This window comes from Granulicella sp. 5B5, assembly GCF_014083945.1.
In the GTDB taxonomy this organism is placed as follows: domain Bacteria; phylum Acidobacteriota; class Terriglobia; order Terriglobales; family Acidobacteriaceae; genus Granulicella.
In genome coordinates, this window is record NZ_CP046444.1 from 3,868,323 (window position 1) to 3,889,087 (window position 20,765).

A 20,765-nucleotide genomic window follows, 5' to 3' on the forward strand; every position below is an offset into this window, starting at 1 on the left:
TTCCTATGCGTCATAAGAATTATGAGGATTGACGCTGGGCTAAAGCGTCACTACTCTTAGCTCTATGAAGTCTTCACGCATCGCGGCCTGTTGTCCGTGCTCTTACACTCAGGCGCGCGGAGCCACTTCTTAGTAAGAACCAGAAGCAGGCTTTCTACCGAGCGCCCACGATCCGCATCGTGGGCTTTGTTGTATGCCGTCATAGGAGATCCAGTTGAGCCAGGAAACCGCAGCACCGATCCAAGAGACTAAGGCGCCCAAAGAGACCAAGGCGCAGCGCGCCGAACGTCTGAAGCTCGCCAAGAACCCCTGGGATGCCTGGGATGAGGTCCGCCAGTTCGCCCGCGAGGGCCGCGGCAGCGTATTGCCAGAGTGGACCGGCCTCTACTTCAAGTGGTGGGGCGTCTACACCCAGGGCGACGGCCTCGGCGTCACCGGCGGCAAAAACGGCGAAGGCCTCGCCAGCGACTACTTCATGATGCGCATCGGTCTGCCTAACGGCCTGCTCACCGCACGCCATCTGCACGTCATCGCCGACCTCACCGCCAAGTACGCACGCGGCGTGGCTGACATCACCACCCGCCAGAACATCCAGCTCCACTGGCTCACCATCGAGTCGCTGCCCGAGGTCGTCGACGCGCTCACCGCGATCGGCCTCTCGCCCAAGGGCGCCTGCGGCGACGTAGTCCGCAACGTCACCGGCTGCCCACTCGCCGGCATTGACGGCCACGAACTGATCGATGCCTCGCCGCTCGCCGTCGAGATCGCACAGAAGCTCACCGCAAACCCTGAGTTCTACAACCTGCCGCGCAAGTTCAAGATCAGCGTCACCGGCTGCCCCATCTGGTGCTCGTACCCCGAGATCAACGACGTTGCACTCACCGCCCTCAAGCGCGTCAAGGACGGCAGGGAAGAGATCGGCTACTCGCTCCGCGTCGGTGGCGGCCTCTCCACCGAGCCGCACATTGCCGTGCGCCTCAACGCCTTCATCCCGCAGGACAAGGCGTATGACGCTGTAAAGGCCGTCTGCGAGATCTTCCGCGAGCAGGACGCGCTGCGCGAGAACCGCACCCGCGCCCGCATCAAGTACCTCTTCATGCGCCACGGCTGGACCGCCGAGCAGATGCTTGCCGCTATCGAGGAGAAACTAGGCTACAAGTTCGACCCCGCTGACGAAGGCCCCATCGCGGATGACGTCTACCGCGATCACGTCGGCGTCCATGCGCAGAAGCAGCCCGGTCTCAGCTACGTCGGCGCAACCGTCCTCAACGGCCGCCTGAACCCGGAGCAGCTGCATGCGCTCGCCACACTCTCTGAGACCCACGGCGACGGCCACCTCCGCGCCACCATCGGCCAGAACATCGTCCTCGTCAATATCCCCAACGACAAAGTCGCGTCTCTTGTAGACAAGATCACAGCACTCGGCCTGCAGGTCGAGCCGACCGTCTTCTTCCGTGGCGCCGTCGCCTGCACGGGCACCGAGTACTGCAAACTCGCCATCGCCGAAACCAAGGCCTTCAACAAGTGGCTGGTCGGAGAGATGGAGCACCGTCTGCCGAACTTCGATCAACAGATTCGCCTGCACGTCACCGGCTGCACCAACTCCTGCGGCCAGAGCTGGATCGCCGACATCGGCCTCGAAGGCAAGAAGCTCAAGAAGGACGGCCAGATGGTCGACGCCTTCTACTTCTGCGTCGGCGGCGCGGTTGGAGAGCACGCCGGCATCGCCCGCCAGATCGGCTACCGCGCCGCTGCCGAGGACTGCCCAGAAGCCATCGAACGCCTGCTGAGCGGCTATCTGACCGCACGTACGCCAGGTGAAGACCTGCGCTCCTACTTCCGCCGCACCAGCGACGAAGATCTTCGCGCGTTGCTGAATGGCGCTGTCGTCGAAGCCGTCGAGCGCGACCCCTCGCCGGGCCGTGTGCCCGCGAGCGTCGGCTAAGATTCTGCCATGAGCCTCTTCCCGATCTTCCTCAAGCTCGCTGCTCGGCCCTGCGTTGTCATCGGCGCAGGGACTATCGCTGAATCGAAGATCGAAAGCCTGCTCATTGCCGAAGCCAGCGTAACGGTCATCGCGCCTGCAGGCCTCGAACGAGTCCAGCGCTGGGCTGAGTCCGGTGAGATCACCTGGCATCGCCGCGAGTACACGCAAGGCGATCTCGCTGGCGCATTCCTCGCCGTCGCCGCGACCAACACGCCCGCTGTCAACCGCGCCGTTTATGCAGAGGCGAATGCCGCCAATATCCTCTGCAACGCGGTCGACGATCCACCCTTCTGCGACTACTACTTCCCATCGGTAGTGCGTCGTGGCGAGCTGCAGATCGCCATCTCCACCGCTGGCGAAAGCCCTGCGCTCGCACAGAGTCTGCGCAAGGAGATCAACGCAGCGTTGCCGCTGGATACCGGTGAATGGCTCATGGAGCTAGGCCGTCTGCGTCGCGAGGTCACAGCCGTCGAACCGATCGGCGATCAACGCAAGTTGCTGCTGCATGAACTCGCGCAACGTGAGGTCTGCGGGTTCGATCAATGTCCCTCGCGCATGCGCGCCCGCCAGCACGCCCGCGAACACGGCTGGCTGCCGAAGGAGACCGCATGAGCCGCATCACACGCGCCGAGAAGGGACACGTCTATCTCGTAGGCGCAGGCCCTGGCGATCCAGAACTGCTAACGCTGCGCGCTCTGCGCCTGCTCGAAACAGCGGATGTGATCTTTCATGATGACCTCGTCCCTGATGAGGTACTGGCACTCGCACACCGCCACGCGCTCATCACCAGCGTGGGCAAGCGCTGCGGCAGGCCACGCATCACGCAGGCCGAGATCCACACGCTGATGATTGACTCCGCGCTCGCAGGGCAGTCGGTTGTGCGTCTCAAGAGCGGCGACCCGTTGGTCTTCGGCCGCGCGGGCGAGGAGATCGCTGCGCTTCAGTCTGCGCAAATCCCGCTCGAAGTTGTTCCCGGAGTAACCGCGGCCTTTGCCGCCGGCGCAGTACTCGCACTGCCGTTGACCGACCGCAAACGCGCATCGAAACTGATCCTGTGCACAGGCCATCACGCGGCTGAAAAGCAATCGACGGCACCGCTGTGGTCCGGCCCACTGCCGGACGATGCAACCTTGGCTATTTACATGCCAGGCCGCGATACGGTACGGATTGCGGCAGAGCTCGCTGCGACCGGGCTCGCCACAGACATTCCTTGTTGTGCGATCTCACATGCGGCCACTCCGAGGCAGAGCCATGCTATGGCCAGACTAAGTGAATTGCCTGCGCTTGTGTGCGGCCCTGCGCCGTTGCTCCTGCTAGTCGGACGAGCGCTGGAGCCGTTATTCCACGCTGAAAACAAAACGGTCGATGAGGTCCTCAACCTCATCGACCGCGCAATGGAACTCCACGAGGAATCCTAGTTCTTCGGCTCCGACTCAGCCAGCAGCCTTACAAGATAGTCCTTCCAGATCGACGCAACCGTATGTGTTCCATGCCCTCGTGTCGCATCCGTAATCGGCAGCAGCACAAACGTCGCCCGCGGCATCTCATGTACCTGCTTTTCAGCGATGCCCAGCTCAGGCGGGTTGATGAAGTCGTCCGCGGAGTTGATCCACATCACTGGCACTTTGATCTTGGCGAGGTTTGCGCTCGGGTCGTAGTTCCGCGAAGCGTTGATGTAATAGATCATGTTGTTCGCATCCGTCGCAGCTACTGTGCGCTCGAGATATTTATCGACATACTGTTCAGCCGTCTCGCGCGTCGGGTAATGCTTCTGCATCTGCAATGGCGACGATCCCATGATGAGCAGCATCTCGTTGGCATCCCGCAACCCTTCGAGTGGTTCGCTCGTGTACTCGCCATCCTTCCAGTTCGGATCATGCTCGATGTTCTCGATTGCCATATACCGTGTCATGCGGTTCCGGCCGGCGAGGGCGACAGCATTGCAAGCCAGCGGCATCAGCGCGTCCATAAAGTCAGGGTAGGTCTCGCCCCACACAAAGCTCTGCATGCAGCCCATTGAGGTGCCGAGGATAAGCCGCAGATGATCCACGTGCAGCCCTTCGAGCAGCATCTGATGCTGTGACCGCACCATATCGTCGTAGTCGTAGTGCGGAAACCGCATGTGTAGGCCATCAGAGGGCTTGGAGGAGTCGCCATGGCCGATGTCATCGGGGAAGATCAGGTAGTACTTCGTGACATCCAGTGGCTGCCCAGGTCCGAAGAGAACATCGGCAAAAACCGGATTAAAGAGTGTGTGCTCATTTCCACCTGTACCATGCAGCAGGAGTACCGCATTGTCCACATGACCAGCAGCGTTACGGTGCGGTGTGCCGAGCGTGAGGTAGTGCAGATGCAGTTCAGGCAATGTCTCGCCGGAGCCAAAGTGAAAGTCCTTTGCGGTGTACTCACTCTGCACGCCATGATAAACCGGCGCGGCAGGGGCTTGCTTAGACGCGCTCTGCGCCGCAGCAGCAGAGGCAAGAATGAAGAGGGCAATCGAGAGCATGTTGCGCATGGTGAGACTCCTGCGTTGATATCAGTGACGCAAGAATATCCCAGGCAAATCCAGACAGACCACCGCTTAACTACGGAGTATGCTGTGCAACGACCTCTTCGTAGTAGCGTTCATACTGAGGGATGATGCGCGAGGTGCAGAAGTGCGCCTGCGCTGTCTGTCGCGCAGCGGTTGCCATGGCGTCCAAGCGAGCGGGATCACTCAGCAGCCAGATCGCACCTTCGGCCATCGCTTCAATGGCGCCGACTTCATACAGGAGCCCGTTGGCTGCGTCGCCATTGCTCTCGGAGCCCCCGGGGCCTTCACCGCGGCCATCCCATATCAGCTCTGGGATGCCGCCGACACGCGTAGCAATGGACGGCACTCGGCAGGCCATCGCCTCCAGCGCCGCAAGACCGAAGGACTCCATCTCGCTGGGCATGATCATCAAATCGGCGAGCGGCAGGAGTTCGTTGACGTTCTCCTGCTTACCAACGAAGGTGACGCGTTCGGAGATGTTGAGACGGCGCGCGAGAAACTCTGCAGCGGAACGCTCGGGGCCATCGCCGATCATGAGGAGGCGCGCAGGCAGTGCATGTGCGACCCTCGCGAAGACCTCGATGACATCCAGCACGCGTTTGACAGGTCGAAAGTTGGAGAGGTGCACGAGAAGCCGCTCATCTGGCTTTGCATACAGCGGGCGTTGTTGTGCGAGAAGCTCTTCGTTGCGGATGTAGAGATCGCAGTTGACGAAGTTTCGGATAACTTTGATCGGTCGCGTCACACCGAATGCCTCCACAGTGTGTTGCTGCAGGTAAGCAGAGATGGCAGTTACACCATCGGACTCCTCAATGCCAAAGCGCGTGATTGGCAGGTAAGAGCGGTCGAGGCCGACGAGAGTGATATCCGTGCCGTGCAGTGTGGTGATAAAAGGCAGATGGATACCACGCTTGGCAAGCATCTGCCGCGCGAGCAGAGCACTAATGCTGTGCGGAATGGCGTAGTGAACATGCAGCAGATCGAGTCCGTAGATCTCCGCGACCTCAGCCATACGGGTAGCGAGTGCGAGGTCGTATGGCGGGTATTCGAAGAGAGGATAGTTGGAGACCGGCACCTCGTGATAGCGGATGTTGGCTTCGCGACCCGTAAGGCGAAAAGGCTGCGAGTAGGTGATGAAGTGGACTTCATGGCCGCGCGCAGCCAGCTCAATGCCGAGCTCGGTGGCTACGACACCGGAACCGCCGTAGGTGGGATAGCAGGTGATGCCAATCTTCATAAGTGCCTGGGGAAATCAGATAAGAGTACGGTGAACTAGGAGACGGAAATCGAGGGTTCCGCTAACGCTGAATAGTGGATGAGTTCTGGAGCATTTGGTTGCGCTTTGCGCTGCGAAATTTGTGAGAGGAGCGCATGGTACTCGATCTCGCGGTGAGAGCGAAGACGGGTAACAATGCGGCCCAGATCGGCATCGTTGTAGCCGGGATGGCAAACAAGCTCCCAAAGTCCATCGGGCATGGCATCGAGCACCCTTCGAAGTGTGTCGGCATTCAGGTTACCAGTGGCGGAGATGCCGATAGTGCCGTCTGTTGTGCGGACTAGGCCGTCTCGGATCTGCGGCAGCGCAAGGAAGCGCGGCTGCAGATAGCGCATCAAGCGCACCTGCAGATTGCGCACGAGCTTGCTGTTGCCAAGAGCGAGGCTCCACGGAGGCTCAAAGGGATTGCGGATGGCAGAAACCTTTGCTGCATACGCAGCGCCGACGACAGCTCGAGCAACGGGCGGCCAGATATGAGTATGTTTGTGCGTATCAACGTGTGTAACAGTGATGCCCGCGCGTTGGAGCTTGCTGATCTGGCAAAGCGATTCATGGAAGACCTCAGCCTCGCTGATCTTGCCACGCACCAGATCGAGCAGAAACGAAGAAAGATCAGGGCGAAAGCTTTTCCTATCGGGGCCAAGCAGTGTAGGAATCTCGTCAAGAGGAGCCGTGGGTATGCCATCCGTAAGAACGACGTGACAACCCACGCCAAGGCCTGGATTCGAGTGGCTGATGGCGACCGCATCGTCAAAGGCAGGTCCGTTCGCCATGAGCGTGGCTGAGCTGAGAGTGCCTGCCTGATACAACTCTTCGATAGCGCGATTGATACCGCGGGTGAGGCCGAAATCGTCTGCGTTGATGATGAGGCGAGCGGCCATGCAATGGTCAGTGTACGACGACAGGCCCTCCACTTAGCAACACCGAAGGTTCCGCGAAGGGTACCGAAGTTATTTGGGCAGCTCAGCGCGACCGGCGAGAGTGAAATGTGCTGTCCGGACAGATGCAGCGTCGCCAGGCTGCGCGCCTCCAAGCGAAACGGTGTACTCGCCCGGCAGGACAACGCGATTGCCCTGTTGATCCACCTGCCCGAGTGACCGCTGGTCGATGGTGAAGGTGAGGTGCCTTGACTCACCAGGAGCAAGATGTATGCGCTGAAATCCAACGAGTTCGCGATGTGGCGTCTCGAAGCCTGCAGGCTGCGTGAGGTAAAGCTCGGCCACCTCATCTCCTGCGAGGCTGCCAGTGTTCTTCACATTCCCCTCAACGACAACGTGCGAGCCGGCGGCGACAGCTGACGTTGGAACGGAGAGTTGCGAATAGTTGAAGGCCGTGTAGCTAAGTCCATAGCCGAACCCGTAGAGAGGCTTACTCGCAAAGTAGCGGTAAGTGCGGTGTTGCATGGAGTAGTCATCGAAGGCGGGAAGTTGATCGAGTGAGGCATAGAAGGTCAGTGGCAGGCGGCCAGCCGGATTGTTATCGCCCGCGAGTGTGTCGGCAATGGCGGTGCCTCCCTCCTCACCCGGATACCAGGCTTCAAGAATTGCATTCGCATGCTCCTGCGCCCAGTTGACGGCCAGCGCGCTGCCGTTCTGCAGCACCACAATGAGCGGTTTGCCGGTGGCAGCGAGTGCCTTGAGCAACTCTTCCTGCACAACAGGCAAGGAGATCGAGGTGCGATCGCCACCGGTAAATCCGTCGAGCTTGACAGGCATCTCTTCGCCTTCGAGTGACGGTGACAGACCGACGAATGCGATCGTGACATCCGATGCCTTAGCCACAGCCACGGCCTGCGCACGCAGTGCTTCGGCGGGCGGCTGCCATGTAAGGTCGATCCCGGCGCTTCCGGTGCCATGCAGGTATTCAAGGCGAATGGCGTGAGGTTTGGTGTCGGAGAAGTGAGCAGTGCTGTCGATGACATGACCACGTTCGCCCGTGCTCTTCGCGCTGTTGGCAACGAGCAGTTTGCCATCAAGATAGAGGCGGAAGCCTTCAGTGTTCTCGCAGGCATAGCAATAATTCACGCGGACGCCGAGCTTGTAGTCGCCGGGAGCAGGTGGTGTCAGAGTCCCAGTCCAGCGTACGGAGAAGTTGTTGCGTTCCAGCCCTGCGACCGGCGCAAACTTGTCCCAGTTGAAGTTGATGGTATGGTCTACGCGAGTGAGCACGGGCTTGCCCGAGAAGTCAGCCGTGCTGAAGTACTCACCAGTGAGACCTTCCCCATGTCCATCAGTAGGATGGAGAACCGTCCGCTCGATGGGGATTGCGAAGCCGTCGACGAGCGTGGAGCCTTGCGCATACGCAATGTGCGCGGAGCTGAATCGCCTCTCGATACCCTCAAGCGGAAAGACCGGCGACTGCGGCGGCCCGTTGTAATTGCCCTGCAAGGACTGCACGAGCTCAGCTTCAGGTCCAACGACTGCAATACGCTGCGTGCCAGCCTTCAATGGAAGAATGCCATCTTCGTTCTTGAGCAGCACAAGCGATTCCTTCGCGGCTTGCAGTGAGAGCGCGCGGTGGGCAGGTGTGTTGTTGTCGGTGATCGGGATGCGCCCGTAGGCGTAGCTGGACGGTGGATCGAACATGCCAAGGCGGAAGCGCGCGCGAAAGAGGCGCGTCAGAGCGATGTCGAGTTCGGCTTCGGTGATGAGGTGTTGATGGACTGCATCGACCAGAGCAGGGAATGCCTGCCCTTGAGCAAAACCGCACTCGAGGTCGGTGCCCGCTTTTACCGCGTCGGCAGCGGCATGTGCCATGTCGGGCGCGAAGTGATGGCCGGTGTTGATGTCGGCAACCGCCGCACAGTCAGAGACAACATAGCCATCGAAGTGCCAGTCATTTCGTAAATGGTCTCGCAGAAGCATTGTGTTCGCGCAGGCAGGAGCGCCGTCAATCGCGTTATAGGCGCACATCACCGACTGCGCGTGCGCCTCCGTGATGGCGGCGCGGAACGCCGGAAGGTAAGTATCTTCGAGGTCGTGCGCAGATACGTCGACATTGGCTCGATGCCGTGTCGGTTCGGGACCGCTGTGTACATCAAAATGTTTAGGCGTCGAGACGACCCGCAAATACTTCGGGTCGTCGCCCTGCATGCCTGTGACAAACGCGACGGCCATGTGCCCGGTCAGATACGGGTCTTCGCCGTAGGTCTCCTGGCCGCGGCCCCAGCGCGGATCACGGAAGATGTTGATGTTCGGGGCCCAGAAGGTAAGCCCGAAGAACATCTCGTGGTCGTTGTCGCGCATGGCCTGGTTGTACTTGGCGCGGGCTTCGGTGGAGATTATCTGCGCCATCTCATGAACGAGATGTGTGTCCCACGTGGCCGCCATGCCGATGACCTGCGGAAAGTTCGTGGCTTTTCCCGCAAAGGCCACACCGTGCAGACCTTCGTTCCACCAGTCATACCTGGGCACGCCAAGGCGTGGAATCGCCGGTGCGTGATCGCGCATCTGCTGCACCTTCTCCTCGAGCGTCATGCGGCTGATGAGGTCATGCACACGCTGGTCGAGCGGCAGCGTAGTGTCCCTATACGGAAGCGACTGCATCTGTTGCGCATAGAGAGAGGGTGCAACAAGGGCAATTGCGAAGACAGCGGCGATGAGGCTTTGGATGAGGCGAGACATCGTTGAAGAACTCCTGATGGTTCGAAGCTGCTGTTCAGGGGCGAATGCCAGGGATGTTGATGCGGATACGGAACAGCTCTCCGCTATCGGTGATGTAGAGGGTCTTTGCGTCAGCATCGCCCCATGCGACGTTGCTCGCTGGATGAGGCAGTAGGATTGTGCCAAGATGCTTGCCGGAAGGAGAGAATATCCAGACGCCACCAGGACCGGCGCTGTAGATGTTGCCCCGCTGATCGACCTTCATCCCATCGGGCGCTCCCGGACGTCGGTCGGATGTCGCGTCGAAGAAGACGACGCCCTCGCCGAGCGATCCATCAGCGTGAACGGGGTAGCGCATCCAGAGTTTCTGCGGTTCGCTGTTATCCACGTAGAGGAACTTCTCGTCGGGTGAGAACGCGATGCCGTTGGGGCGAGGGAGGTTCTTGATCAGCAGTTGCAAGCTCGCGTTCGCAGGCGGCGCTCCGGGCTTGTGTGATGACGCGCCGGAGATTCGGTACACACCATTGATCGCAAGCTCTTTGGCGGGATCGGAATCATTCTGCGTGCGCAGCCCATACGGTGGATCGGTGAAGTAAAGTGAGCCGTCCGAGCGATAGACAAGGTCGTTGGTGCTGTTGAGACGCTTGCCCCGATAAGCATCCGCGAGGATAGTTCTAGTGGCATGTGGATCGAGCGACTCGAGCCGCCATATGCTGCGTCCCGCGTGGCCAGCAACGGTCAGTCGCCCCGAAGCATCGAGTGTCATGCCATTGGAGCCGGGTTCGCGGCCTCCGTAGGGCGCTCCACCGGTATAGCCACTCGGCTGCATAAAGATCGTGACGTTGCCGTCTGGGCCGAGCTTGCGGATGCTGTTGCTGGTGATCTCGGCGAAGAGCAGATATCCGGAGTGCACCCAGACAGGGCCTTCGGTCCATGTATAGCCAGAGGCTACGGCATCTACATGAGCGCCGGCCGGCAGAATGGCAGAGATCTCAGGAGCGAGGCGTTCAATCCCATCGTGTGATTTCGGAGGTCCGTCGCCGGAGACGTGGATAGCCGCCGCAGCGAGAAGTATCAGAGACAGGGTCGCTTTCAAGAGCATGGTCAGGCGCTTTCGGGCAGGGTGAAATTCTGTCGTCGGCAATGCTACGCGGAAATTCGATTTATGTCATGTTCCGAAAAAATCAAACAGTGGTAGTCATTTTTAAAGTGGAAAAGCATTGTGAAATCACCTATGGATTTATTATTTAGGGGGAAATAAATATCGTTTCGCAATCGCTAAGTACGCATAGTCGACGAGACGCAACGAGCATGAAGCCCACTATGATTGGGCATGCAAGTTTCTGCTACTTGAAATTTGGTTGGAAGAAAAAGTGGTGGGCAGAGAGGGACTCGAACCCCCGACATCCTGCTTGTAAGGCAGGCGCTCTAACCAACTGAGCTATCCGCCCACTTGTCTGTCGCCGAGACGCGTCCAGATGCTCTTCCAGTGTAGGGGATTGAGACGATTGCAGCAATCTCCTCTCACTACCCATCACCAACGATGCTGCAACAGACGATCCGGCCTGGCTTCACGAGTCCGCTATGCGACCATTTCGACGTCTGTTGCTGCGATGCAAATCATGGTCCGCCTGTGGATGGTACCTCTGCTGAATCTGTTACACTAATAAACGTTGGGGACGTAGCTCAGTTGGTTAGAGCGCTGCCCTGTCACGGCAGAGGTCGCGGGTTCGAGCCCCGTCGTCCCCGCCATAAGCTCAGTAAATAAAGAGCTTACGGCACAGTGGCAATTCAGGTCGTGCAAACGAGGGATGATTCGGGATCAACCGAAATCCCTCGTTATGATTTTCCGAGCAACAATCCAACATGCAGGCCATTTGCATTCCACTCCTCTGCGGACACAACGCGGGTGTAAACGTCCATGGTGACGCGCAAACTCGCGTGACGCAGAAGCCACTGCGCAGCCTTCGCGTCGACGCCCTGGCTACGAAGGTTTGTAGCCAGGGTGTGTCGGAAGGCGTGCCAGCCGACGCACCCTCGCAGACGATGCCAGCTCCCTACAGCGCGTGTCTCGGTGCTTTTCAATGTTGAATTCAAGTAGCGTGGGTTATGTCTCAGCGGCAGCTTCTGGTGCAATCAAATAACAGCCGACTAGCTCGTTGTAAATAGAAAGTGTGACTAAGTTCTATGAGCATGATGCGAAGAGAGTTTCTAAAGTCCGCAGGGCAGGGGGTCGCAGGCACGGCAGCCGCTTCTCTTTTACTTCCTGGCGCACGAGCTGAAGCCTTGTCGATGCCTCCATTGAAACCAGCGTCAGTGTTCGACGTGAAGCACCACGGTGCCAAGGGTGATGGCACTACGATCGACACGCCCGCCATCAATCGAGCGATTGAAACAGCGGCGACAGCAGGTGGCGGGACGGTCTTGTTCCCAGCCGGAACGTATGTGTGTTACTCCATCCGACTCAGGAGCAACGTTGCGCTGTATCTCGACCACGGAGATGAGAGCCTCGACAACGTGGACAAAAATCGGATCTTGCCGGCCCAACGCCCTTTCGACTAAACAGCGACCTTCGCCGTCAGCAGATCTTCGATCCGCACCGGCAGCTCGCGCACCCGTACACCGGTCGCGTGATACACCGCCGCAGTGATCGCAGGCGCCACTCCCGCCAGCCCGATCTCGCCGATGCCGCGCGCACCATACTCGCCCATCTGCGGGTCCGGTATATCGAGGAAGTGCACATCCACCTTCGGCGAATCGGCGCTCGTTGGCACAATGTAGTCTGCAAAGTTATCGTTGATAGCGTGCCCGTTGCGCGGGTCGTAGATCGTCTCCTCGAACAGCCCCATGCCCACGCCCATCACCACCGCGCCGGCCACCTGGTTCGTCGCCGTCTTCGGATTGATGATCCGTCCGCCGTCGATCACACTTACTACGCGGCTCACGCGCAGCCTCGCGATTCCCGGGTCCCACTCCACCTCTACAAACTGCGCGCCAAACGAGTGCGTCGAATAATCGTGCGCCTTCGTGTCTGATCCCAGCCCGCCGCTCTTGCCTTCGCCATCGGCGCTGGCCATGTTTGCAGCCTTCAATATCTGCCCAAACGGCACGCCGCTCGAAGAGGGCTTGTCCTTCAAATGCACGCGACCGTCCGTAAATGCCAGATCGGTGGCCTTCTTGCCCGCAAACAGAGAGCTCTTCGACGAGCTCGCAATCTGCAGCATCGTCTTTATCGCCGCATTCGCCGCGTCGGCGATCGAGGGCACAACGGTCGCTGTCGCCGTCGACCCACCCGACATCGGCCCGGGCACAAATTCGCTGTTGCCCAGCTTCACATCAATCCGTTTCACCGGGATACCCGTCTTGTCGCTCACCACCTGCGCCACGATCGTGTAAGTGCCCGTCCCAATGTCCTGCGTCGCCGAGCTCACGCGCACACGTCCGTCCTGTTGCAGGCTCAGGCTCGCCTGGCTCGGTCCACGCCCTGCGCCCCAGCTCGCACACGCCACGCCCCAGCCCAGCACCAGGTCGCCCTTCTTCATCGACCCGACCTCGGGTGTGCGCTTCGCCCATCCAAACTTCTCCGACCCCACTTGCAGGCACTCTTTCAAGTGGCGCGACGAGAACGGCTTCCCATTGCTCTCGTCGGTCAGCGTATCCAGTCCGAGCCGCAGTGCCACCGGGTCCATCTTCAGCGCAATCGCCAGCTCGTCCATTCCGGACTCCAGTGCAAACAGCCCCGGCACAGCACCCGGCCCACGCATCGGCGTCGGCGTGCCCACGTTCCGCCGCACCAGCGCCGAGCTTACCTGCAGGTTCGCCGTGCTGTACAAAAACGGCGTCGCCTCGCCGCAGTTCTCACGGATGTCATCATGCAGCGACGTGTGGTTGCGATAGTCCTGCGCCAGCGCCAGCAGCTTCCCATCAGGCGTAGCGCCCAATCGTATCCGTTGTTCCGTCCGCGGACGATGGCCCACATTCGAAAACATCATTGAACGGTCTACTGTCAGCTTCACCGGCCGGTTCAGCTGTCGCGCCCCCACCGCAGCCAGTGCAGAGTGCGGCCACGGAAACAGCTTCCCGCCAAACCCCGATCCAATAAAGTGCGAGATGACGTCGATATTCTCCTTCGGCACGCCCAGCACCTGCGCCATCACCGTCAGGTGGTTCACTACACCCTGCGAGCTCTCATACAGCGTGAACCGCTTGCCGTCCCACACCGCTACCGTGGCATGCATCTCCATCGGGTTGTGTGTCTCCACCGGTGTGCGATACACCACATCCACCTTCACCGGCGCAGAAGCAAACGCCGCGTCCGCATCGCCGCGATGGCTCAACACCCGCGGTCCGCCCTCGGCACCGATCGCCGGCATCGCATCGTCCAATTTCGGCGACACGTCGAACTTGTCGGCGTTGTAACTCACCTTCACTGCATCCGCCCCAGCCAGCGCCTGCTGATACGTCTCGGCATACACCACCGCAACATATTGGCCCCAGTAGCTGATCACCTCATCCGTCAGCGGCGGCCGCCCCTCGCTGTTCCGTCCACCGCTTCCATTGCGATAGATCGGCGGCACATTGCCGTGATGCAGCACCAGCACGACGCCGGGCATCTTCTTCGCAGCGCTCGCATCCAGGCTGCGGATCGTCCCGCCCGCCACCTTCGCGCACACCGGCACCGCGTACACCATGTTCTTGAAGTTGTAGTCCGACGCATACTTTGCGCTGCCCGTCGTCTTCAGCGGCCCGTCGATGCGGGGCAGGGCAGTGCCGATGATCTCCGACGGGTCACCCACCGGCGCCTGTGCACCGGGTTGCCCTTGCCCGGACTGGATAAAGTCGAGAAACTCGCTGAACATCATAGGACTCTGTCTCCTGCGCGAACCGCGCGGTTAGGCACTCTCGTTCTTATGCACTCACAGTAGCGTTGGTCAGCGCGCGCACAATGCAGCGCTTCGCAAGCTCAATCTTGAACCCGTTCTCACTCGCTGGCTTGGCATCGCGCAGCGCGGCCTCAGCCGCTCTGCGGAACGTCGCCGCATCGGCCCTCTTGCCTTCGAGCTCGCGCTCAGCCTCCAGCGACCGCCACGGCCTCGTGCCCACGCCGCCAAGCGCGACACGCGCGTACTCGATCCTGCCACCATTCACTTTCACCACCACTGCGGCAGACGACAGCGCAAACTCATACGCCGCACGGTCACGCAGTTTCAGGTACAAAGACTTCGCACCCGCCACCGGCTTCGGCAGCGTCACGCCTGTAATCACCTCGCCCGGCTCCAGCACGGTCTCTTTGTGCGGAGTCGAACCCGGCAGCAGATAAAACTCATTCACCGGCACCATCCGCTCGCCCTTCGGCCCGTGGATATGCACCGTCGCCTCCAGCGCCGTCAGCGCCACGTTCTGGTCTGAAGGATTTGTCGCGATGCAGTCCTTGCTCCCACCCAGCACGGCAAGCATTCGGTTGTGCCCATCAATCGCCGAGCAACCAGACCCCGGCTCGCGCTTATTGCACGCATGCGCCGTATCGCGAAAGTAAGGACACCGCGTCCGCTGCAGCAGGTTGCCACCCGTCGTCGCCATGTTGCGCAGCTGCGGCGATGCCCCCGAAAGGATCGCCTCCGACAACACCGCATAATCGCGCTTCACCGCGTCATAATTAGCAACGTACGAGTTCCGCGTCAGCGCACCCAGCCGCAGTCCGCCCTCTGGCGTTGGCTCGATCTTGTCCAACGGCAGGCCATTGATGTCGACCACCACCTTAGGCCGTTCGACATTCAGCTTCATCAGGTCGATCAGCGTCGTGCCACCTGCCACAAACCGTGCCTCCGGCATAGCGGCCACCGGGCCTTTGCCCGAAACCGCTGCCTGCTCCACCGTTGTCGCGCGGCTGAACTTGAATGCTTCCATCGGGAACTCCATTCGCTTCGTCTTGCGTTGGTGTTTCGAAGTCTCTTCTAAACAGAGGCTCAGGCCATGCGCCGTGCCTGCTGCACTGCGGCCACAATATTCGGATACGTGCCGCACCGGCAGATATTGCCGTACATCGCATGTTTCACATCGTCGTCCGTCGGGCCCACCGGCTCCTTCATCAACGCCACGGCAGACATAATCTGTCCCGACGTGCAGTACCCGCACTGATACGCATCATGCTCCACAAACGCGGCCTGCATCGGGTGCATATCATCCGGCTGCCCAATGCCTTCGATCGTAGTGATCTCATCGCCCTCATGCATCAGCGCCAGCGACAGGCACGAGTTCACGCGCCGTCCATTCACATGCACCGTGCACGCGCCACACTGGCCATGGTCGCAACCCTTCTTCGTGCCGGGCAGGTCCATGTTCTCGCGCAGGCAATCCAGCAGCGTCGTCCGCGGATCGAGCTTCATCGGATGCACCTGCCCGTTCACCTTCAGCGTCACGGAAACGACACCTTCGGCCTCGGGCGGTGCGGCAGCGGCAGGCTCCATTACCGGCGCCGGCGTCGCTCCCAGCAGCGGAGGCGCCGTTGCGGCAATACCCGCAGCACCAAGGTGCGTCAGGAATGACCGTCGGCTCAGGCGGCCGCTCACCGGCTGCTCATTCTCAGCCGTCGGGGTCACATCATCGGGGGAAAGCTGCGTCGGGGGAGTCTTATCAGCCATAGGGAAATTATGCACCCTGTCTGGCAGGTTGCGCTAACTGAAGCGATTCAATCAATGCAATCCATTCAATATTGTTTTCGTGCCCCCAAACAATTACCGCTTCGTCATCGCATCCAGCGCCAGGTTCAGCTCCAGCACATTCACCCTCGGCTCACCCAGCAAACCCAGCTGCCGCTGCGTAATGTGCTGCTGCACCAGTGTTTCCACCGCCGCCATCGGCACCTTCCGCTCCGCCGCCACGCGCGTCACCTGATACTCCGCCGCCGCAGGCGTGATGTCCGGATCAAGCCCCGAGCCAGAGGCGGTCACCAGATCCACAGGCACAGGCCCATTCCGCTGTTCGGTCTTCACACTCGCATCGGTGCGATCAATCAACGCCTTGCTGGTCGGCGCAAGATTCGAGCCACCCGAAGCGCCCGCATCGTAGCCCGTCCCAGCCGCAGAAGGACGGCTATGAAAGTACTCCGGCCCCGTAAACGGCTGCCCAATCAACGCAGAACCAACCAGCTTCCCATCGCGCACAATCAACTCGCCATTCGCCTGCCTCGGAAACAACAGCCGCGCCACGCCCGTTACCGCCAGCGGATACCCAATCCCCAGCACCACCGCCGTTACCACCGTATACAGCACCGCCGTCACAATGTGTTTCTTCATCTCGTCCCTCCGACCTACGCCAGCCCAACCGCAGTAATCAACATATCGATCAGCTTAATTCCAATAAACGGAACAATAATCCCGCCAAGCCCATACACCATCAGGTTCCGCTGCAGCAGCGCCGCCGCCGACATCGGCCTGTACGTCACTCCGCGCAGCGCCAGCGGAATCAGCGCCACAATCACCAGCGCATTGAAGATCACCGCCGACAGCACCGCCGACTCCGCATTGTGCAGGTGCATCACGTTCAGCGCATTCAGCACCGGAAACACGCCTGCAAACATCGCCGGAATAATCGCAAAGTACTTCGCAATGTCATTCGAGATCGAAAACGTCGTCAGCGCCCCACGCGTCATCAGCAACTGCTTGCCAATTGCCACAATCTCAATCAGCTTGGTCGGATTGCTGTCCAGGTCGACCATGTTGCCGGCCTCCTTCGCAGCCTGCGTGCCGCTGTTCATCGCCACGCCTACATCGGCCTGCGCCAGCGCCGGAGCATCGTTCGTCCCATCACCTGTCATCGCAACGAGTTTGCCTTCGGCCTGCTCCCGCTTGATCAGGTCCATCTTGTCCTTCGGCTTGGCCTCGGCAAGAAAGTCATCCACACCGGCCTCGCGAGCAATAGCCGCAGCCGTCAGCGGGTTATCGCCAGTAATCATCACCGTGCGGATACCCATCGCGCGTAGTTGATCGAACCGCTCGCGCATCCCGCCCTTCACAATGTCCTTCAAATGGATCACGCCCAGCGCGCGCCCATTCTCAGCCACCACCAGCGGAGTACCGCCACTGCGCGCCACCGTCTCCACTGACTCGCGCACCTCGTTCGGCATCCTCACGCCATGCTCTTCCAGGTAGCGCGCAATCGCATCCACAGCACCCTTGCGAATACTCCGTCCATCCACCTCGATGCCGCTCATGCGCGTCGTCGCAGAGAAGGGAATGAACTCAGCATTCAGCTTCGCCAGCTCACGCCCGCGCAGCCCATACTGCTCCTTCGCCAGCACCACAATCGAGCGCCCCTCCGGCGTCTCATCCGACAACGACGACAGCTGCGCCGCATCCGCAAGCTGCTCTCCGGTCACACCCGGCGCAGCTACAAACTCCGAAGCCTGCCGGTTGCCAATCGTGATAGTCCCCGTCTTATCCAGCAGTAACGTATTCACATCACCGGCCGCCTCCACAGCACGGCCCGAGGTCGCCAGTACATTGTGCTGCACCAGCCGGTCCATGCCCGCAATGCCAATTGCGGAGAGCAGCCCGCCAATCGTCGTTGGAATCAAACACACCAGCAGCGAAATCAGCACAAAGATCGTCTGCGGCGCGCCCGAGTACATCGCGAACGGCTGCAGCGTCACCACCGCCAGCAGAAAGATAATCGTCAACCCCGCCAGCAGAATATTCAGTGCAATCTCATTCGGAGTCTTCTGCCTCTCAGCACCTTCCACCAGCGCAATCATGCGGTCCAAAAACGTCTCGCCAGGGTTCGACGTGATCTTTACCGTAATCGCATCGCTCAACACGCGCGTCCCGCCCGTCACAGCGGAGCGGTCACCGCCAGCTTCGCGAATCACCGGCGCACTCTCGCCCGTAATGGCAGACTCATCCACTGACGCGACACCGTCCACAATCTCGCCATCGCCAGGAATCATCTGCCCAGCAACTACGCGCACCACATCGCCTGCACGCAGCTGCGAGCTCGGCACTTCCTCCACATCACCGGCCTTGTTCACGCGATACGCCGTCGTCTCCGACTTCGCCAGCCGCAGCGCATCGGCCTGCGCCTTGCCGCGCCCTTCGGCCATCGCCTCGGCAAAGTTCGCAAACAGCACCGTGAACCACAGCCACAGCGTAATCTGCACATCGAACTTGAAGTGCCCCGTGTGCCGCACCGTGTCCAGCACCAGCAGCACGCTGGTCAGCACACTGCCTACCTCTACCACGAACATCACCGGGTTCTTCATCATCAGCTGCGGCGCCAACTTGCGCAGAGCATCCACGCTCGCGCGCCGCACAATCGCACCATCAAACAGCGACTGGCGTCCCTTCAACTCTCTTGCGGTCGACATACTCAATCTCCCTGCCACATCTCGGTAGGCCGGGGCTTCAGCCCCGGCAATTCGGTTCATCCATCAAGCGGGGCTTTAGCCCCGGAGGCAGTCTCAAAACGCGCTTCCGGCGTGTAGCAGCAGGTGCTCCAGCACCGGCCCTAGGCTGATAGCAGGGAAGAACGTCAACGCCCCTACGATCAAAATCACACCCACCAGCAGCACCGTAAACAGCGGCGTTGTCACCGGGAACGTGCCGGCACTCTCGGGCACAATCTTCTTTCGCGCCAGGTTGCCTGCAATTGCCAGCATCGGCACAATCATCAGGAACCGCCCAATAAACATCGCAATCCCAAGCGAGTAGTTGTACCAATGCGTGTTCCAGTTCGACCCTGCGAACGCCGAGCCGTTATTGCCCGTCGCCGACGCATACGCATATAGCACCTCGCTCAACCCATGCGGCCCTTTGTTCGCGAGCACGCTCAGCCCAGTCTGCGGCATCAGCACCGCCACCGCAGCGAACCCAAGAATGATCAACGGAAAGATCAGCAGGTACAGCATCGACATCTGCACGTCATACGCTTCGATCTTCTTGCCCAGGTACTCCGGTGTTCGTCCCACCATCAGTCCGGCGATGAACACCGCGAGCACCACAAACACCAGCATCCCGTACAGGCCAGCGCCCACGCCGCCAAACACAATTTCGCCCAGCAGAATGTTCACCAGCGGCACCATCCCGCCCAGCGGCATGAACGAGTCATGCATCGAGTTCACCGCACCGCAGCTCGCATCGGTCGTCACAGTTGCAAAGAGTGCCGAGTTCGCAATCCCGAACCGAACCTCTTTGCCTTCCATGTTGCCGCCCGGCTGCATCTGCGTATGCGCCTGGTCCACATCATGCAGCAGAGGGTTCGGCTGCGCCTCGGCCCAATAGCAAGTCGTCACGCCCGCAAGAAACAACACCGCCATCGCCGCCAGCACCGCACCGCCGTGCTTCGGAGACCCCACCATCTTCCCCAGCGTCACCGTCAGCCCTGCCGGGACCACAAAGATCGACAGCAGTTGCAAAAAGTTTGACAGCGGCGTCGGGTTCTCAAACGGATGCGCGCTGTTTGCATTGAAGAACCCGCCCCCGTTCGTCCCCAGCATCTTGATCGCCTCCTGCGAGGCCACCGGCCCTTGCGCGATCGTCTGCGTCGTCACCGTCGTGCTCTTGCCGCTCGCATCAGTCACAGTCTGCGGCTGCACCAGCGTTGCCTTGTCATACGGACGAAAGTTCTGCACCACGCCCTGCGATACCAGCACAATCGCAAACACAAAACTGATCGGCAGCAGCACCCACAGCGTGCCACGCGTCAGGTCCACCCAGAAGTTGCCCAGCGTCTTACTCTCGCGGCGCGCGATGCCGCGCACAAACGCAATCGCCAGCGCCAGCCCCACCGCGGCAGACCAGAAGTTATGCGTCGCCAGCCCCAGCATCTGCGTCAGGTAGCTCATCGTCGACTCCGGCACATAGCTCTGCCAGTTCGTGTTCGTCGTAAACGAGATCGCCGTATTCAGTGCCACATCCGGCGCAACGCCCGGCAGGTGCTGTACGTTCAGCGGCAGAAACCCCTGCAGCCGCTCCACAACATACGTCAGCACCATCGTCGCCGCGCTGAACGCCAGCATTGCAACGGCATACTCCGTCCACTGCATCTCGTGTTCAGCATCAACGCCGGTCACGCGATACAGCACCCGCTCCACAGGTCCAAAGACCGGATCGAGCCATGTCTTGCGCCGCTCAAACACCCGCGTCATATAGCTGCCCATCGGCTGTGCCAGCAGCAGTACCAGCACCGTGAACAGCAGAATCTGTAACCACCCATTCAGTGACATCTAGAACTTCTCCGGCTTCAAAAGCGCATACACCAGGTAGACCAGCAACAAGGCCGAGACCGCCAACAGCACAATATTCTGGATCATCGTCTCTCCTCTCCGCGTGTTGCGACGTTCAAGCGCGCGCACCCTGCCACATAAGCCAGGCT

The 20,765-nt window shown here is 60.3% G+C and carries 16 protein-coding genes and 2 tRNA genes; 5 read left to right on the plus strand and 13 right to left on the minus strand.

The genetic code is table 11. From position 1 onward, the window contains the following. The first annotated feature begins 214 nt into the window (after positions 1 to 214). The 3 genes from GOB94_RS16375 to cobA are packed head-to-tail and all read left to right on the plus strand — an operon-like array spanning position 215 to position 3,405. A complete protein-coding gene (locus tag GOB94_RS16375) occupies positions 215 to 1,945 on the plus strand; it encodes a nitrite/sulfite reductase (protein WP_255484096.1) in 1,731 nt (576 codons plus the stop codon). A gap of 9 nt (positions 1,946 to 1,954) precedes the next feature. Next, the gene (locus tag GOB94_RS16380; protein ID WP_182276893.1) at positions 1,955 to 2,599 is read left to right on the plus strand and encodes a bifunctional precorrin-2 dehydrogenase/sirohydrochlorin ferrochelatase; all 645 of its coding nucleotides are present in this window, start codon (positions 1,955 to 1,957) and stop codon (positions 2,597 to 2,599) included. Beyond that, complete coding sequence (cobA, locus tag GOB94_RS16385) at positions 2,596 to 3,405, plus strand: uroporphyrinogen-III C-methyltransferase (protein ID WP_182276894.1); 810 nt, start codon at positions 2,596 to 2,598, stop codon at positions 3,403 to 3,405. Before GOB94_RS16380 ends, cobA begins: the two co-directional genes overlap by 4 nt. On the opposite strand, the gene GOB94_RS16390 is transcribed toward cobA, so the two are convergent. From GOB94_RS16390 to GOB94_RS16415, 6 genes are all read right to left on the minus strand, one after another. Beyond that, a complete protein-coding gene (locus tag GOB94_RS16390; protein WP_182276895.1) occupies positions 3,402 to 4,502 on the minus strand; it encodes an alpha/beta fold hydrolase in 1,101 nt (366 codons plus the stop codon). The two genes, cobA and GOB94_RS16390, sit on opposite strands and share 4 nt — an antisense overlap. 70 nt (positions 4,503 to 4,572) lie before the next feature. Continuing rightward, positions 4,573 to 5,757, minus strand: a complete 1,185-nt coding sequence (bshA, locus tag GOB94_RS16395; protein WP_182276896.1) for an N-acetyl-alpha-D-glucosaminyl L-malate synthase BshA — start codon at positions 5,755 to 5,757, stop codon at positions 4,573 to 4,575. Between the two features lie 35 nt (positions 5,758 to 5,792). Further along, positions 5,793 to 6,677: a ChbG/HpnK family deacetylase gene (locus tag GOB94_RS16400; RefSeq protein ID WP_182276897.1), complete on the minus strand. Its 885-nt coding sequence runs from the start codon at positions 6,675 to 6,677 to the stop codon at positions 5,793 to 5,795. Between the two features lie 69 nt (positions 6,678 to 6,746). After that, positions 6,747 to 9,419 (minus strand): glycoside hydrolase family 3 protein, encoded by a 2,673-nt coding sequence (locus GOB94_RS16405; protein ID WP_182276898.1) that lies wholly within the window; start codon positions 9,417 to 9,419, stop codon positions 6,747 to 6,749. A gap of 34 nt (positions 9,420 to 9,453) precedes the next feature. Beyond that, the gene (locus GOB94_RS16410) at positions 9,454 to 10,500 is read right to left on the minus strand and encodes an SMP-30/gluconolactonase/LRE family protein (protein WP_182276899.1); all 1,047 of its coding nucleotides are present in this window, start codon (positions 10,498 to 10,500) and stop codon (positions 9,454 to 9,456) included. Between the two features lie 272 nt (positions 10,501 to 10,772). Further along, positions 10,773 to 10,849: transfer RNA gene (locus GOB94_RS16415), tRNA-Val, on the minus strand. A 224-nt stretch (positions 10,850 to 11,073) separates the two neighbouring features. Between GOB94_RS16415 and GOB94_RS16420 the strand changes: the two genes are divergently transcribed. Beyond that, positions 11,074 to 11,150, plus strand: a tRNA-Asp gene (locus GOB94_RS16420). A 540-nt stretch (positions 11,151 to 11,690) separates the two neighbouring features. Then, entirely contained in the window at positions 11,691 to 11,960 is a 270-nt protein-coding gene (locus tag GOB94_RS16430; protein ID WP_255484097.1) for a glycosyl hydrolase family 28-related protein, read from the plus strand. Here GOB94_RS16430 and GOB94_RS16435 read toward each other — a convergent pair. The 7 genes from GOB94_RS16435 to kdpF form a co-directional block, all read right to left on the minus strand. Further along, the gene (locus GOB94_RS16435) at positions 11,957 to 14,260 is read right to left on the minus strand and encodes a xanthine dehydrogenase family protein molybdopterin-binding subunit (protein ID WP_255484098.1); all 2,304 of its coding nucleotides are present in this window, start codon (positions 14,258 to 14,260) and stop codon (positions 11,957 to 11,959) included. The genes GOB94_RS16430 and GOB94_RS16435 overlap by 4 nt on opposite strands. 46 nt (positions 14,261 to 14,306) lie before the next feature. After that, the gene (locus GOB94_RS16440) at positions 14,307 to 15,305 is read right to left on the minus strand and encodes a xanthine dehydrogenase family protein subunit M (protein WP_182276901.1); all 999 of its coding nucleotides are present in this window, start codon (positions 15,303 to 15,305) and stop codon (positions 14,307 to 14,309) included. A 59-nt stretch (positions 15,306 to 15,364) separates the two neighbouring features. After that, positions 15,365 to 16,039: a 2Fe-2S iron-sulfur cluster-binding protein gene (locus GOB94_RS16445; RefSeq protein WP_182276902.1), complete on the minus strand. Its 675-nt coding sequence runs from the start codon at positions 16,037 to 16,039 to the stop codon at positions 15,365 to 15,367. A gap of 93 nt (positions 16,040 to 16,132) precedes the next feature. Continuing rightward, entirely contained in the window at positions 16,133 to 16,693 is a 561-nt protein-coding gene (gene kdpC, locus GOB94_RS16450; protein ID WP_182276903.1) for a potassium-transporting ATPase subunit KdpC, read from the minus strand. Positions 16,694 to 16,707: 14 nt separating this feature from the next. Beyond that, a complete protein-coding gene (gene kdpB, locus GOB94_RS16455; protein ID WP_182276904.1) occupies positions 16,708 to 18,759 on the minus strand; it encodes a potassium-transporting ATPase subunit KdpB in 2,052 nt (683 codons plus the stop codon). Between the two features lie 93 nt (positions 18,760 to 18,852). Next, entirely contained in the window at positions 18,853 to 20,616 is a 1,764-nt protein-coding gene (gene kdpA, locus GOB94_RS16460; protein WP_182276905.1) for a potassium-transporting ATPase subunit KdpA, read from the minus strand. Continuing rightward, a complete protein-coding gene (kdpF, locus tag GOB94_RS16465) occupies positions 20,617 to 20,745 on the minus strand; it encodes a K(+)-transporting ATPase subunit F (protein WP_220464961.1) in 129 nt (42 codons plus the stop codon). Positions 20,746 to 20,765 lie beyond the last annotated feature (20 nt).

Coding starts and splice junctions, on each gene's coding strand:
- GOB94_RS16380 (WP_182276893.1), top strand. CDS start 1,955: ATGAGCCTCTTCCCGATCTTCCTCAAGCTCGCTGCTCGGCCCTGCGTT.
- cobA (WP_182276894.1), top strand. CDS start 2,596: ATGAGCCGCATCACACGCGCCGAGAAGGGACACGTCTATCTCGTAGGC.
- GOB94_RS16390 (WP_182276895.1), bottom strand. CDS start 4,502: ATGCGCAACATGCTCTCGATTGCCCTCTTCATTCTTGCCTCTGCTGCT.
- bshA (WP_182276896.1), bottom strand. CDS start 5,757: ATGAAGATTGGCATCACCTGCTATCCCACCTACGGCGGTTCCGGTGTC.
- GOB94_RS16400 (WP_182276897.1), bottom strand. CDS start 6,677: ATGGCCGCTCGCCTCATCATCAACGCAGACGATTTCGGCCTCACCCGC.
- GOB94_RS16405 (WP_182276898.1), bottom strand. CDS start 9,419: ATGTCTCGCCTCATCCAAAGCCTCATCGCCGCTGTCTTCGCAATTGCC.
- GOB94_RS16410 (WP_182276899.1), bottom strand. CDS start 10,500: ATGCTCTTGAAAGCGACCCTGTCTCTGATACTTCTCGCTGCGGCGGCT.
- GOB94_RS16430 (WP_255484097.1), top strand. CDS start 11,691: ATGCCTCCATTGAAACCAGCGTCAGTGTTCGACGTGAAGCACCACGGT.
- GOB94_RS16435 (WP_255484098.1), bottom strand. CDS start 14,260: ATGATGTTCAGCGAGTTTCTCGACTTTATCCAGTCCGGGCAAGGGCAA.
- GOB94_RS16440 (WP_182276901.1), bottom strand. CDS start 15,305: ATGGAAGCATTCAAGTTCAGCCGCGCGACAACGGTGGAGCAGGCAGCG.
- GOB94_RS16445 (WP_182276902.1), bottom strand. CDS start 16,039: ATGGCTGATAAGACTCCCCCGACGCAGCTTTCCCCCGATGATGTGACC.
- kdpC (WP_182276903.1), bottom strand. CDS start 16,693: ATGAAGAAACACATTGTGACGGCGGTGCTGTATACGGTGGTAACGGCG.
- kdpB (WP_182276904.1), bottom strand. CDS start 18,759: ATGTCGACCGCAAGAGAGTTGAAGGGACGCCAGTCGCTGTTTGATGGT.
- kdpA (WP_182276905.1), bottom strand. CDS start 20,616: ATGTCACTGAATGGGTGGTTACAGATTCTGCTGTTCACGGTGCTGGTA.